At 38.8% G+C, this 14,307-nt stretch carries 11 protein-coding genes, 1 CRISPR repeat array and 1 riboswitch; of the genes, 3 read left to right on the top strand and 8 right to left on the bottom strand.

All coding sequences use genetic code 11. The annotated features are described in order from the left end of the window. Positions 1-437 precede the first annotated feature (437 nt). The 3 genes from AC1EJ0_RS01345 to AC1EJ0_RS01335 all read right to left on the bottom strand — a co-directional run bounded on the left by AC1EJ0_RS01345 (position 438) and on the right by AC1EJ0_RS01335 (position 7,756). Positions 438-4,466 (bottom strand): Cna B-type domain-containing protein, encoded by a 4,029-nt coding sequence (locus AC1EJ0_RS01345; RefSeq protein ID WP_480023090.1) that lies wholly within the window; start codon positions 4,464-4,466, stop codon positions 438-440. 475 nt (positions 4,467-4,941) lie between these two features. Then, positions 4,942-6,132 (bottom strand): methionine adenosyltransferase, encoded by a 1,191-nt coding sequence (metK, locus tag AC1EJ0_RS01340; protein ID WP_480023091.1) that lies wholly within the window; start codon positions 6,130-6,132, stop codon positions 4,942-4,944. A gap of 109 nt (positions 6,133-6,241) precedes the next feature. After that, a riboswitch (SAM riboswitch) is annotated at positions 6,242-6,335 on the bottom strand. 56 nt (positions 6,336-6,391) lie between these two features. Further along, complete coding sequence (locus AC1EJ0_RS01335) at positions 6,392-7,756, bottom strand: MATE family efflux transporter (protein WP_480023092.1); 1,365 nt, start codon at positions 7,754-7,756, stop codon at positions 6,392-6,394. Between the two features lie 143 nt (positions 7,757-7,899). Between AC1EJ0_RS01335 and AC1EJ0_RS01330 the strand changes: the two genes are divergently transcribed. Continuing rightward, positions 7,900-9,534, top strand: a complete 1,635-nt coding sequence (locus AC1EJ0_RS01330; RefSeq protein ID WP_480023093.1) for a putative manganese-dependent inorganic diphosphatase — start codon at positions 7,900-7,902, stop codon at positions 9,532-9,534. Between the two features lie 3 nt (positions 9,535-9,537). Here the strand turns inward: AC1EJ0_RS01330 and lepB are convergent, their stop codons facing one another. Then, entirely contained in the window at positions 9,538-10,044 is a 507-nt protein-coding gene (gene lepB / locus AC1EJ0_RS01325; protein WP_480023094.1) for a signal peptidase I, read from the bottom strand. Beyond that, positions 10,041-10,766 carry an elongation factor P 5-aminopentanone reductase gene (gene ymfI / locus AC1EJ0_RS01320; protein WP_480023095.1) on the bottom strand — a complete coding sequence of 242 codons (726 nt, stop codon included), beginning with the start codon at positions 10,764-10,766 and terminating at the stop codon, positions 10,041-10,043. Before ymfI ends, lepB begins: the two co-directional genes overlap by 4 nt. 81 nt (positions 10,767-10,847) lie before the next feature. On the opposite strand from ymfI, the gene trmB reads away from it, so the two are divergent. Both trmB and AC1EJ0_RS01310 read left to right on the top strand, forming a co-directional pair. Beyond that, a complete protein-coding gene (gene trmB / locus AC1EJ0_RS01315) occupies positions 10,848-11,486 on the top strand; it encodes a tRNA (guanosine(46)-N7)-methyltransferase TrmB (RefSeq protein WP_480023096.1) in 639 nt (212 codons plus the stop codon). Position 11,487: 1 nt separating this feature from the next. Beyond that, the gene (locus AC1EJ0_RS01310) at positions 11,488-12,693 is read left to right on the top strand and encodes a glycoside hydrolase family 3 N-terminal domain-containing protein (RefSeq protein ID WP_480023097.1); all 1,206 of its coding nucleotides are present in this window, start codon (positions 11,488-11,490) and stop codon (positions 12,691-12,693) included. Between the two features lie 42 nt (positions 12,694-12,735). Here the strand turns inward: AC1EJ0_RS01310 and AC1EJ0_RS01305 are convergent, their stop codons facing one another. The 3 genes from AC1EJ0_RS01305 to AC1EJ0_RS01295 are packed head-to-tail and all read right to left on the bottom strand — an operon-like array spanning position 12,736 to position 13,877. Further along, positions 12,736-13,083 (bottom strand): Spx/MgsR family RNA polymerase-binding regulatory protein, encoded by a 348-nt coding sequence (locus AC1EJ0_RS01305; RefSeq protein WP_480023098.1) that lies wholly within the window; start codon positions 13,081-13,083, stop codon positions 12,736-12,738. Positions 13,084-13,092: 9 nt separating this feature from the next. Next, positions 13,093-13,656, bottom strand: a complete 564-nt coding sequence (locus tag AC1EJ0_RS01300; RefSeq protein WP_480023099.1) for a flavin reductase family protein — start codon at positions 13,654-13,656, stop codon at positions 13,093-13,095. A 44-nt stretch (positions 13,657-13,700) separates the two neighbouring features. Further along, entirely contained in the window at positions 13,701-13,877 is a 177-nt protein-coding gene (locus AC1EJ0_RS01295) for a hypothetical protein (protein WP_480023100.1), read from the bottom strand. 82 nt (positions 13,878-13,959) lie between these two features. Continuing rightward, a CRISPR array of direct repeats spans positions 13,960-14,262; the repeat unit is 32 nt; unit sequence ATTTCAATCCACGCGCCCGTATGGGGCGCGAC. Positions 14,263-14,307: the final 45 nt, after the last annotated feature.

Raw genomic sequence — 14,307 nt, 5'->3', positions numbered from 1 at the left:
TACTATATGTCGTACCCTAAACTAAGATTTTGAGAATAAAAACCCATTTTAAATCCTAATTATGCAATTTATAATTATATAATAAGTCAAGACAAATGTCAAGCATTTTTTTGCAAATAATTAAAATATTTTTACAATTTTGCTAAAGCGTTTTTGCCTTGCTTATGGTTTTGCCAAAATCGAAGTAGGTGCAAAACGATTTACACGATTAACGAATCGCCCGTCATAAAGTAATCGCTCGTCATATGTCTACCTCCAGTCATATATCTACCTCCCGTCATATATCTATCGCGCGTCATATGGCAATCGCTCGGCATATGGCATCCATTTTCACAAGAAAAAAAGAACTATGGCAACGCGTCTCATAGTTCTCTTCCTATTATATATAAAATATATCTGCTAAGCATATATATCGCCTAGCAGATATCTTCTAAAATCTATTTACTTTTACCCTCATTAATTTTTCTCTTTACAAAGAATAGTCCGACTAGAACAAGTAGTGCTAAGATTATGGATAAAGTTTCTTCTTCAACACCAGTCTTTGGTATTAAGTGTTTTTCAGGTGGTGTTTCTTTTTCTTTTGGCTCGTCAGGTTTGTCCTTGTGCTTTGGTTTAGGCGGTTCCTTTTCTCTTTCTTCTTCAGGTGGTTCTTCAGTATTGATTATTGTGATGCCACTATGCATATCGCCTGAGTAGCTAACAGTAAATACTCTTTCGCCAATTGTGTATTGGCCCCCTGCTTCACCTATTTCCTTAACAGTGTATACGTGCTTATTGCCTTTAGCGTCTTCTAGATCAAGATCAGTAAAGGCGCCGCTCCAGCCATTAGCCTCACTAAGTGTGATAGTCTTACCTGTAGCAGCTCCGTCCATATATAATTCAGCTTGAACCGCTTCTGTCTCGCCACTTGTTTCCCAAGTTTTACTTACTCTTACTTCAGTCTTTTTCTTTGGCGGAATATTTTCTCTGTTTGTGATTATAAATGAGTGATCCATATCGCCAGCGTAGCTAACATCGTAGTCACTGCCTGATATGCTAATCATGCGCGATGCTTCGCCCACTTCTCTTACGCTGTACTCGTATTTAACGCCTTCCGCGTCATAAGCAAGTAAGTCTTCGAAGCGTCCCCTCCAGCCATTAGCCTTGCTAAGTGTAATCACATTTCCTGTTGCTCTTCCGTCTTTGTATAGCTCAACTTGAATTTCATCAACTGGTATTTCATTTGTGACGTCCCAAACTTTTACAACTCTTATGTTTCTTCTTTGAGGCTTCTTTGGCTCTTCTCTATTGATTATAGTGAAGCCACTATCCATATTGCCTCTGTATATAACTTCGTAGTATTCACCAGATATTTCTACAGTGTAGAACTTTTCGCCAATTTCTTTAACGCTATAGTCATAGATGTGTCCGCCATCAGAGGCTTTCTCTAAGTTCTTAAAGCTTCCGCTCCAGCCACTCGCTTCGCTTAAGACTAGAGTATTTCCAGTAGCTTCTCCGTCTCTATATAATTCTACTTCGATATGGCTAATAGGCTTCATGCCTCTTATCTCCCAAGCTTTTTCTACAAAGATGTCTCTGTATTCTTTATTTGGCTCTTCTGGTGGATAGTAGCTATTTGTGATAGTGTAGCCATCTTTTTCGTTTCCAGAATAGCTTACTTTAAATTCTTTGCCATCAAAATTGATTTTGCCATATGTTTCGCCAGCTTCTTTTATAGTGTAAGTAATTTCATTATCGTTTTTGTCTTTAATGTCAAGATCTTTAAAGCTGCCTTTCCATTCGTTTTCTGCGTTTAAAATTAATGTTTTTTTTGTATTTTCATTGTTTTTATATAATTCAACAGTGATTTCATTTGCAAAGGCTTTTTTGTCAGCTGTATCCCAAACTTTACTTACTTTGATTTCTTTTGTTTCTTTATCAGGTTCTTCAGGTGTGTTTGTGATAGTATAACCATCTTTTTCGTCTCCAGAATAGCTTACTTTAAATTCTTTGCCATCGAAAGTGATTTTGCCTTCTTTTTCGCCAGCTTCTTTTACTGTATATTTAATTTCTTTTTTATTGCTTTCAGATGGAAGATCTTTAAATTCATAGCTCCATTGGTTTTCTTCGTTAAGCTCAATGGTTTCCACTTCATATTTATTACTATCTCCCTCAATACTAGCCATCAATTTGACCTTTATAGAGCTTGGACGTTTTTCATCTTTATTGTTGTCATCATTCCATTCTTTTTTAACTTTTAATTCTGTAGTCTTATTATCAGTTCCAAATATAACTGTTCCGTTACTTCCTATACCAGCTCCTCTTGTTGCTGATTCATTGCCAGTTATATAGACCTTTGCAAGTGCATTTGTAAAGTTATTTGCTTTGTTTTTTGTATATAAATGAATATAATCATGATGTTGTTCAATTTCCACGAACGTTTCATAATTTTCTTCTGGTAATAATTTACCATTTTTTAAATCTATCCATTCATACAATGGTCCACCAAGCATTCGTTTTGAAAGCCAATAATTAGGGTTGCCAGCATGTGTAAGATATTCTTCTTCACTAGTATTACAGTAAATATACAAATCTTTTGATTTGTTTTCATACAAAGCAACACCATCATTAACATATATCGTAGTTTTTGATATAGGGCAAGCAGCGTACCCAGAGCCTTGGTAATCAGCTTTATTATTTGTTATTATAGCATTTGTTAAATATAAGTATCCATTCCCGCCATATTTGGAAGTAGCACCATTTACATAGATACCGCCGCCGCCAAAAGCCATATATGTTACTCCACTTCCATCCATTTTGTTATTGGTAATTTGGCCGCCACTAATAAAAGCTTTCGATGCTCCTCCTCTACCATATTTTGCCTGTATAAAAATTCCTCCGCCAGATGAACCTGCTGTATTACCATCAATTTTACCGCCATTCATATTTAAAGTGTTTCCAGCTCCTACTTGGTTGCTTCCCAAGCTAATACCTCCGCCTATTTCAGCCGCAAAATTATTCAATACTTTGGCTTCACTCGACATATTGATAGTTGACCCCTCGTTAGCTATTATGCCCCCGCCAGCAGAATAAACTTGTTTGCCATATGCATAATCAATAACTCGTTCCGATCTATTTTTTTGAACGATGCCGCCAGAGAAATTCATTGTAGATCCATATAAATAAATTCCTCCACCATATGTTGCTTGATTTTTTTCTACAGATCCTCCAGTCATATTGATAGTCGCATTAAATGCATTTATTGCTCCGCCTCGTGAAGCTGTGTTTTTAATATCCATTATCTTGTTATTTCTTAATACAGCACCTTCATTAATATTAAGTGTTGCATCTGATTTTACTTCAATTAATGACTTTCCAATGTTTTTATTTACATCATAATTACCATCTATAATAATATTTGATAGTGTAACAGTTTTTCCACTTGGAACGCTAAATAAAAATCCATTGTAATCAATGCTTCTAATTACTTTTGCATTTGTTCCAGATAATGAAATATCTCCTTCAATATATGTTTGACCAGTTACTATTATTTTTTCAATATTTTGATTTGCTGTAGCTAATGTCTTTGCTCTTGCAAATGTCTTTACAGGATTTTCTATAGATAGTCCGTCGTTGTCGTCATTACCTGATGTTCCATTTAGATAAATTGCTGTAGCGTTTGGATTACCCGCTGCTTCATTAACTTTTTCTTCGTTTATTTCTATTGATTCTTCAAAATTACTTTCCTTTACTCTTAGTGAATCTTCTTTTTCGCCTATTCTTGGTAATTCTAATACAGTTTTTTCTGAGTTTGTTTCTAAATACAAATCAAAATTTTCAGATTTCTCGTCAAAGCTTGATCCATCTTCTTTACTGTAATACTTCACTTCTAGCTCATTGCTTAATGTTTCAATGCCTTCGAATTTTAGATCTCCAAGGAAATCGGCTTTTTCTACTGAATAAGTGACTATCTTTTCCATAGTCTTTTCAGTTTCGCCTTTTATGTGAAGTGTATATGTGATATTTAGGTCCTTTACTTCTTCTGCCTTTTCTTTCGCAGAGCCTTCGCCTCCGCCTGATGGCAAGACTACTGCTTCTTCGCCTTCATCTGCAGCTGAATCAGCTTCATCATTTGTTTCTTCTGTTGGTTTTGCTTCGTCTACTGGCTTTGTTTCTTCAGATGAATTTTCTTCAGCTTCTGTTTCTTGACTTAAATCAACTACTGTCTCGTTATCTTTATTTGCATCTGCTTCGCCATCGGCCTCTTTATCACTAGCCTCTTCATCTGCCTTTTCACTTTCATTCTCAGCCTCATTATGCTTTTGATAAATTTCGTTTAAAGCACTCGCATCTCTTTCAAGCTCGAAACTTAAATTATATTTCGTTTCTTCGCCTTCTTCTGCGCGAACAAGCAAGTTTGTTGGCACTTGGCTTAGTACTAGCACCATCAAAATCAAACAAGCTAATATTTTCCTTCCTTTTTTCATGATTCCCCTTCTTTCATTAATTCTTATTACGATTTTCAAAATATATTAATCCGTAAACCGTGATATTTACTATGTTTCAACGATTATTTTGCATTATATAACGAATAAAATCATATGTCAAGTAAAAGTATCACATATATATAAATTTATTTATGTATATTTTATTTTATCTTTATAGAAGTGAGTATATAAGTGAAATGTATAAAATATTAATTTTTTGTAATATCTTTTGCCGTGCTAATGCTTTCACGAATATCAAAGTAGGCGCAAAACGATGGACGCGATTAAAGAATCACGCGGCGTAAAGCAATCGTCCGTCATATATCTACCTCTTGTCATATGTCTATCGCCCGGCATATGTCTACCTCCCATCATATGTCTATCGCTCGGCATATACCATCCATTTTCACAAGCAAAAAAGAACTATGGGCACGTCGCTCATAGTTCTCTTCCTATTATATATATAATTTATATACTATTTAATTTCTCCAGCAAGTTTTTTGATCTCGTCAACTTTTTCTAATCTTTCCCAAGGAAGATCTATATCGTCACGACCGAAGTGGCCGTAGTTAGTAATCTTGTGGAAAATTGGTTTTCTTAGGTCATAGTAGTCGATGATGAAGGCTGGACGAAGGTCGAATACTTTTTCAACTATCTCAAGTATCTTTGTCTCTTCGATCTTGCCTGTTCCAAATGTATCTACGTTTATGGATATCGGCTTTGCTATGCCTATTGCGTATGAAACTTGTATTTCGCATCTATCGCAAAGGCCTGCTGCTACTAAATTTTTCGCAACGTGTCTTACTGCGTATGAAGCGGATCTATCTACCTTTGTAGCGTCCTTTCCTGAGAAGGCTCCTCCGCCATGTCTGCAGTAGCCGCCGTATGTGTCAACGATAATCTTTCTACCTGTTAGACCTGTGTCTCCCTTTGGTCCGCCTATAACGAAACGTCCTGTTGGGTTCACGTAGATGATAGTTTCGTCATCAATTAGTTTTGGATCAACTACTGGTTTTATAACGTGTTCTATGATGTCCTTCTTAATCTTGTCAAGACTAACGCCTTCTTTATGTTGAGTAGAAACAACTATAGTGTGGACTCTCTTTGGCTTGTCTCCATCGTATTCGATAGTTACTTGTGTCTTTCCGTCTGGTCTTAAGTAGCTTAGTGTGCCGTCCTTACGCACTTCAGCTAGCCTTCTTGCTAGCTTATGTGATAAGTATATGGCTAGTGGCATATAAACTTCTGTCTCATTACAAGCGTAGCCAAACATCATACCTTGGTCGCCTGCACCTATTAAATCATATTTATCTTTTGATTTTTCTTTAGTCTCAAGCGCCTTGTCAACGCCTAGTGCTATATCCTTAGATTGTTCTTCGATCGATACAAGTACAGCGCAATTTTCTGCATCGAAACCGAATTTTCCTCTAGTGTAGCCTATGTCAGCTATAACCCTTCTAACTACCGCTTGTATATCAACGTAGCAGTTTGTTGTGATTTGTCCTGATACTAAAACGTAGCCAGTTGATGCAGTTGTTTCGATCGCGCATCTCGCCTCTGGATCTTTTTCTAGTATCTCATCCAAAATTGCATCTGATATTTGGTCGCAAACCTTGTCAGGATGACCTTCTGTAACCGATTCAGATGTAAATAGTTTTTTATACATAATCTTCCTCCTTATTAATTTTTATAAATTTTTCTAATATAAAGCCGCAAATATATTCTCGCGGCGCATCTTGTAAAATAAAAAAACCTTCATAGCTGAAGGTTCGTTCTTCTCATCTTTCAGCTGCGCTGTAGGATTTGGCACCTTGCTAGCAGGTTGCCGGACTTCATAGGGCCTATTCCCTCCGTCACTCTTTATGAGACTTATTAAGTTCACTAATCATTATATATATAATTTTCGTTTTTGTCAAGCCCTTCGCCTAATTATTTTCTTCCAAGGCAAAACGTTCTTTAACCTTCTTCTTCACATAGATATAAGTAAAGACGTAGACTATGGTAGTCAATAACCAGGACAATGGATATGAGATATACAAAATCCATTGCTCGTGATACTTTTGAAATACACTCATAATCCACAATATTCTAAAGCCGCAAATGCATACGACAGCTATGATCATAGGTGTTAATGAGTAACCCATCGCGCGTATTACACCTGAGTAAACGTCCATGATGCCGCAAAGTAAATATGTTGTCGATATGACACCTAGCCTTAGCATCGCGATCTCGATAACTTCTGGGTTTGGTGTATATAATTTTAGTAAGAAATTACCTGCTAGATAAGCGCCTATGCCTAGGACTAGACCCACGACTGACACCATGACGATGGTTGTCTTAAGTATCTCGTCAACTCTGTCAAGCTTTTTTGCACCCATATTTTGCGAGGCAAATGATAGTGAGGCTTGGTAAATGGCATCCATCGCCATAAAGACGAAGCCTTCGATGTTGCCAGCTGCAGTGTTTGCAGCGACAACAAGCTTACCGAAGGAGTTGATTGAGGATTGTATAAGCATATTGGATATACTAAATAGTGCCCCTGTAAAGCCTGATGGCAATCCTATCCTAAGCATTTCGCCAAACTTTTTCCAATCCATCTTTAATTTATCTAGCTTTAAGTTCAAGTAGCCGTCGCTCTTCATCAAGCACAAAACTATTAGCACGGCTGAGAAAGCTTCTGAGATGATGGTAGCAAGAGCAACTCCGTCAACTGTCTTCTTTAAAACTATTACAAAGTATAAATTTAAAACTATGTTCATAACGCCTGAGATGGCTAAATAGTAAAGCGGCCTCTTTGTGTCGCCTGCTGCTCTAAGTATCGAGGCGCCGAAGTTATATATCATAAATCCCGGCATGCCCATGAAGTAGATCTGCATATAAAGTGTCGCTAGATCAATGACTTCCTCGGGTGTTTGCATCAGTTCAAGCATTGGCCTTGCTGAAAAGTAGCCGACGGCTATCATGATGAAGCCGCCAAGTAAACCCGATAGCATCGACGTATGAAGCGTATCTTGCGCGTCCTTGTATGAGCCCTTACCTATCGCCTGACCCATAAGCACGCTCGCGCCTATCGATATACCGATGAATAAATTGATGAGTAGGTTAATCAATGCGCCGGTCGATCCAACTGCGGCAAGTGCAGCGTCCCCTGCGTAACGTCCGACAACTATAACATCGGCGGCGTTAAAGAATAGCTGCAAGGTGCTCGATAGCATCAAGGGTATCGAAAACTTTATTAACTTTGGAAGGAGTTTTCCCTCCGTCATATTTATTTCATAATTCTTTGACATAAGTACCTCTTTTCTTTTATATCAATCAATTTTACTACAATCGAAATAATTTTTCAAGGCTTTTTGCAAAATTAACTACTAAATCCTTTATTTTTTCATCAAAATGTGTTATAGTATATGAATATAATATGGAAGGTGATTTAATGAATAAAAAAGTTTACGTCTCAGGTCATAAGGTACCTGATACGGATTCAATCGCGAGTGCTATCTCCTACGCTTACCTTGTCAATAGTCTTGGCAAATACGATGCAAAAGCAGTTAGGCTCGGCGATTTAAATAAGGAAACAAAATTCGTTTTAAAGCACTTTGGCGTAGACGAGCCAAAGCTATTAACAACGATGAAGATAAAATTAAAGGATGTTGATCTTGATGACGCCGTGCTTATAGACGAGGACGCCTCTCTATACGAAGCGATTAACTTACTTCGCGAGAAGAATGCTTATGTACTCATAGTCATTGACAAGGCCGGAAAGATGAGTGGCATCATAGGTCTTAAGGATATCACAGAGATTTATACAAACATCTTTGACGACACAATCCTTAGCAAGGCTGATACGCCATTTAAAAATGTTGTTGAGGTCTTAAAGGGTACCGTCATTAACGATGGCTACAGAAAGCCTCTTGGCCGCATGGCGATATACGCTATGGACCCAAAGATGATTGAGGATCGTATCGAAGCAGACGATGTCGTTATACTCGGCGACAGAGAGGACGCTCAAGAAGACGCGATCAAGAGAAACGTTTCTTGCATGATAGTGACTGGTGGCTTCGACATAAGCGAGAAAATCTTAAATTTGGCGAAGGAAAAAGGCATCAGCATCATATCGACTGAGTACGACTCCTTCATGGCATCGAGGGTACTTCCACTGAGCGTGCCCGTGTCGTACGCGATGACAAAGGATGGCATCAAGACCTTCCACATACAAGATTTTGTTTCGGACGTCAAGGCCGAGATGAACAAAAACAGGTTCCGCTGCTTCCCAGTCCTTGATAACGACGGCAACGTCATAAACACAGTCAGCCGTTATCACTTGCTTGACGATAAGAAGAAAAACATCATCCTAGTCGATCACAACGAAAGAACTCAATCCGTCGACGACATTGAAGAGGCTGAAATCCTTGAAATCATCGACCACCACAGAGTTGCCAACGTCGAGACAAAGCTGCCACTATACTTTAGGAACGAGCCATTGGGCTCGACAGCTACCATCATCACAAAGATGTTTATTGAGAATGGCATAGTAATTCCAAAGCATATAGCTGGGCTATTAATCTCAGCCATCATCTCAGACACACTTTTATTAAAATCTCCAACAAGCACGAGGACAGACGCGAAAATGATAGACTTTCTTGCGCCAATAGCTAGCATCGATCCAGATGTCTACGCTATAGATATGTTTACTGAAGCGGCAAGCATCAAGGACGTAGCGAGTGAAGACCTACTAAAGATGGATGTGAAGTCATTTAATATCGCGAAGAAAAAGATACGCGTCGCTCAAGTCATGACCATGGATATGGATGAAGTGAAAAAGAGAAAAGATGATTTACTAAATCTGATGAAAGAAACGATAGAAAAGAATCAAGAAGACACATTCGTACTGATGATAACTGATATACTTAAAGAGTATTCACTAGTTTTAGTGCAAGGCTCGTACAAAGAAAGCATCGCCTCAGCCTTCGATAAAGAGCTTGTAGATAACGAGTTTACAGTCGATGGACTTCTTTCAAGAAAAAAACAAATGATACCCGCTATATCAAAAAAGATAGAGACTTTATAGTCCCTATCTTTTTTTGCTATCTTTCAGTTTCAATACTATCTTATGATCAATTTCATCTATCTTAAGTGGTCCAAAAGACCTCGAGTCAGTACTTATAGCCCTATTGTCACCCATTAAAAAGACCTCATCATCAGCAAGCGTCCAGCCATTGTCCCTATCTACCCAAGAAAAATCATTCATATATTTATCTTCAAGATAAGTCTCGTAAATTCTCTTGCCATTTATCAAAAGTCCTTCTTTTCTTGTCACTTCAACATGTTCACCTGGCAGACCCACTACCCTTTTAATCATGTCAATGCCTAGGGCTTCAGACCTTGCTCCGACAATATCGCCTCTTTTAATATCACTGAATAAAGGCTTTTTAATCGCAAGAAATTTATCCCCATCATTTGCCACAGGCGCCATGCTATCACCAGTAACATTTACTATATTTAAAAATAAAAGAGTAAATATATTTATGGCTAATAGCAGAGCGATGATTATAATTGGAAGAGTTTTCTTTTTTTTCATATATAAAATCCCCCGTTCACACGAAGCACTTCGCCCGTAATGAATTTTGCGTCCTGTGATGCTAAGAAAACTGCCGCCTTCGCCGCGTCCTCTGCCGTTCCGATGGCCTCAAGCGGCGTTTCATCACGAAGCATATCTATTTCAGCCTCTGAATACACCTTCATCATGTCCGTTGCTATGCAGCCTAGGCTTATGGCGTTCACTCTCACGCCCGATGGTGCTGCTTCCTTCGCGACCGCCTTAGTAAAAGCGATGACAGCTCCCTTCGATGCGCTATAAACAGTCTCCATCGCGGCTCCCGTCTCGCCCCACATGCTCGTTACGTTAATTATGCATCCTGCGCCCTCATGTATCATCGGCTTAATAAAAGCCTTAGTCATGTTGAAGACGCCCTTCATATTCGTGTTAAATACATAATCATATTCCTCTTCGCTCGTTTCTTGCACAAGCTTAGTCAAAGCCACGCCCGCATTATTCACAAGCACATCAATTCTTTTATATCTTTTAAATATTTCTTCCTTTAATTTACAAACTTCATCATAATTTGAAACGTCTGCCCCATAAACAAAGCCGTTAGAATATTTTTTAACCTCATCTAAAATTTTCATCGCTTCATCACCATGCTCATGGTAATTGATGCAGACATCGTATCCTTTTTTGGCAAACTCAATCGCTATGGCCCTGCCAATTCCTCGCGAAGCGCCACTTACAAGAGCTAACATATATAAACCCCCTTCATGTAAATATTATAACACAAACTTGCAATTTTAGCCATCATATGCTAAACTAATCTTGGTGATAAAATGAGAATGAGAAAAAAATGGTGGGCGCTGCCTGAACTTAAAGAGAGCCCCATCTTTAGATACAGACCCATGGAGAACAATGGCAAATGGCATGAGGACTTCGGCAATGATAGTCCCATCTACCTAGAACTTGGCTCGGGCATGGGCAGCTTTATAAATTATTTGAAAAATACATTTAAGGAGAAAAATTTCGTCGGCATCGATATGGAAGAGGGCTGCCTCGTTTATGCAAAGCGCATGCTTGAAGAAGAGGACACGTCGAACGTAAGGCTGGTGCTTGCAGACATCAGAAACGTCGATGAGTACTTTGCTGATAATGAGGTCGAAGAAATTTATATAAACTTCCCGAACCCATGGCCAAAAAATAAACAGCACAAAAGAAGATTAACTTACCCCGATCAACTGAAGATGTATAAAAAAATTCTTAAGCGCGATGGGACTATTAGGCTCAAGACCGACGATTATGGTCTTTATGAAGCGTCGCTAAAATATTTTGAAAACGAAGGCTTCGAGATACTTTTCAAGACGGACGATTTGATGATAGATGAGTTCCAAGACGACTTTATCAGCGAGTACGAGACAAAGTGGCGCTCTCAAGACGTCAAGATCAAGGCAATACTCGTAAGGAATGTGAAATAAGATGAAAAAGAAAATTTTATTAACACTTTTTATTATTATGTCAATGACTGTGTTTGTAACGTGTAAGGCGAAAAACGATGCAAATTTACAAAACGAGGCAAAAGTAAATGACGAAGCAAAAGTAAATGACAAGGCAAAAGTAAATGGCGAAGCAAAAGTAAATGACAAGGCAAAGCCGATAGAGGAGAAAAAACTCATAGAGAAGACAAAAGAGGAAAAGATATTAGAAAAGATGTCCTTAGATGAAAAGATTGGCCAGATATTTATCGCGCGCTGCCCCGAGAAAGATGCAGCAGCACTCGCTAAGAAGCATCACTTAGGCGGCTATATATTATTTGGAAGAGATTTTAAAGGCAAAACGAAAGACGTAGTAGTAAAAAATATACAAAGCTATCAAAATGCTTTGGCGATCCCTATGTTCATAGCTGTGGACGAAGAAGGCGGCACAGTAAATCGTGTGAGCACAAACAAGAATTTCCGTAAATATCCATTCGCCTCGCCGCAGTATTTGTATAAGCATGGCGGCATGGAGCGAATTAAAAAAGACGCGAAAGAAAAATCAGAGCTATTAAAAAGCATTGGCATCAATCTAAATTTTGCGCCAGTCGCAGATATTTCCACGAATAAAAATGACTTTATATACAAAAGAAGCTTCGCGAAGAGCCCAGCCGAAACCGCAGAATATGTAAAAAGCGTTGTTAGTGTGATGAACGAAGCGCACATGGGCAGCGTCCTAAAACATTTCCCAGGCTATGGCAATAACAAGGACACCCACACAGACCTTGTTCATGACAAAAGACCAGTGGAAAAATTTAAGAGCGAAGACTTTCTTCCATTCAAGGCAGGGATTGACGCCAAGGCATCGATGGTACTTGTCTCACACAATATAGTAGAGGCCATGGATAAGAATGCGCCCGCATCCATATCCCCAGCAGTTCATAAAATTTTAAGAGATGAACTAGCCTTTGATGGCGTCATCATCACAGATGATTTGGCAATGCAAGGCGTGAAGAAGTTTGTAGACAAGAAGAATGCCGCAGTACTTGCACTTAAGGCAGGCGCCGACATGCTTTGCTCAACAGACTTTATTAATGACATAGCAGCTGTTAAGGCAGCAGTGGCAAATGGCGAGATCAAAGAAACAGATATCGACGAACACGTTTTGCGCGTATTAAGAGCAAAAATAAATTTAGGAATAATTAAATAAATGCATATGAAAACGGACTGAGATGAACCCAGTCCGTTTTTCTTACGCTAAATATTTTTTTACATCAGGACCCACAGCCACGAAAGAGCCATCGTCCTTGATAAGTATCGGTCTCTTCACAAGCATGCCATTAGTCGATAAAAGCTTGTATTTTTCATCCTCACTCATATCAGCCAGCTTGTCCTTGAGATTCATGTCCCTATAAACAAGACCCGAAGTGTTGAAGAAACGCTTGATGTCAAGATCCGACGCCTTGTGCCACGCCTTTAGTTCCTTCACAGTCGGAACATCCTTGTCAATCTCCCTGTAAGTGTATTTTATATTCTTTTCATCAAGCATCTTTTCAATGCCCTTGCATGTAGTGCATTTTTTGTATCCAATAAGAATCATATTGCCCTCCTATTCCATAAGCTTCTTGCCAATATCATAAGCCTTAGCAAGCTTTTCGCCTAACAAATTATAAGTGTTTTCGCAAGCGTTGTAAAAAATGAGATTCATCTTAGCTGTATCAATAGAGCCATCTTCACGAAGATATTTCTCATCAATAGAAATATTTTTAATCTCGCCGATAAGGTTCTCACTCACTTCATCGTAGTCAATAAGCTCGCACTCAATAGTCATAGGTAGATTAGTGATGACAGGCGCATTCACAAACTCAGACTTAGCCGTTTCAAAAGAAGTTTTCGCAAGCTTGTTTTGAACCTTGTTTCCGCTAGTCATGCCAACGTAGTCCGCATCGACCATGTGAGCCTCATCCGCAAAAGACACAGTGAAAGCCTTTTCACGCATAGCATTGATTATGGTCCTCTTGCCCTTGCCAATGTAAATGGAAACCTTAGTAAAATCGCCCAAAGTACCATAAGCCGCATTCATGGCGTTCGCAGAGCCGTCTTCGTTGTAAGTCGCTACAAGCAAGACAGGAAGCGGCATGAAATATGGTTTAACACCCAAGTTTTTCCTCATAATATCAACTCCTTAGTAAATATATACCCAAAATAATCTAAGCCTTAATACATAATTATTCGCTCGCCTCGAGCAATTCTTTCGTCTTGCTCCTTGACAATTTTCATGTACTCATCAAATAAATACTTAGGCGTGTCCTTCGTCAAAACGATGCATTCATAACCGAGTTCAGTCTTTGCTTTTTTCTTTGTTAGATATGATAAATATTTAGGATCAAGCACATTATCATCTCCTTAAAATTACAATTCATTCGCCCAAGTAGGGCAAAATATCATTTCGTGTAAAAATGTACAATAACAGACGATTTCAATCCACGCGCCCGTATGGGGCGCGACAAAAGCAAAAGACTGAATAAAGATAAACTTGAAGTAATTTCAATCCACGCGCCCGTATGGGGCGCGACTGACGAAGATTTAAAAGGAGAGGATATTGATGGATAAGATTTCAATCCACGCGCCCGTATGGGGCGCGACCAGCGGTATAGTACCATTTGATAATCTTGTATTTATTTCAATCCACGCGCCCATGAAGGGCGCGACTAAATAATGACACCTACAGTTTTACTTGAAGCTATATTTCAATCCACGCGCCCGTATGGGGCGCGACCAGCGGTATAGTACCATTTGATAATCTTGTATTTATTTCAATCCA

This window comes from Fenollaria sp. C0166D3 (assembly GCF_056590255.1).
The sequence above is the reverse complement of the archived record's forward strand: the minus strand, read 5'-3'. Positions and strand labels throughout refer to the sequence as shown.

Bases quoted from the DNA above. Each gene is read 5' to 3' on its own strand.
- AC1EJ0_RS01345 (WP_480023090.1), bottom strand. From the start codon at position 4,466: ATGAAAAAAGGAAGGAAAATATTAGCTTGTTTGATTTTGATGGTGCTA.
- metK (WP_480023091.1), bottom strand. From the start codon at position 6,132: ATGTATAAAAAACTATTTACATCTGAATCGGTTACAGAAGGTCATCCT.
- AC1EJ0_RS01335 (WP_480023092.1), bottom strand. From the start codon at position 7,756: ATGTCAAAGAATTATGAAATAAATATGACGGAGGGAAAACTCCTTCCA.
- AC1EJ0_RS01330 (WP_480023093.1), top strand. From the start codon at position 7,900: ATGAATAAAAAAGTTTACGTCTCAGGTCATAAGGTACCTGATACGGAT.
- lepB (WP_480023094.1), bottom strand. From the start codon at position 10,044: ATGAAAAAAAAGAAAACTCTTCCAATTATAATCATCGCTCTGCTATTA.
- ymfI (WP_480023095.1), bottom strand. From the start codon at position 10,766: ATGTTAGCTCTTGTAAGTGGCGCTTCGCGAGGAATTGGCAGGGCCATA.
- trmB (WP_480023096.1), top strand. From the start codon at position 10,848: ATGAGAATGAGAAAAAAATGGTGGGCGCTGCCTGAACTTAAAGAGAGC.
- AC1EJ0_RS01310 (WP_480023097.1), top strand. From the start codon at position 11,488: ATGAAAAAGAAAATTTTATTAACACTTTTTATTATTATGTCAATGACT.
- AC1EJ0_RS01305 (WP_480023098.1), bottom strand. From the start codon at position 13,083: ATGATTCTTATTGGATACAAAAAATGCACTACATGCAAGGGCATTGAA.
- AC1EJ0_RS01300 (WP_480023099.1), bottom strand. From the start codon at position 13,656: ATGAGGAAAAACTTGGGTGTTAAACCATATTTCATGCCGCTTCCTGTC.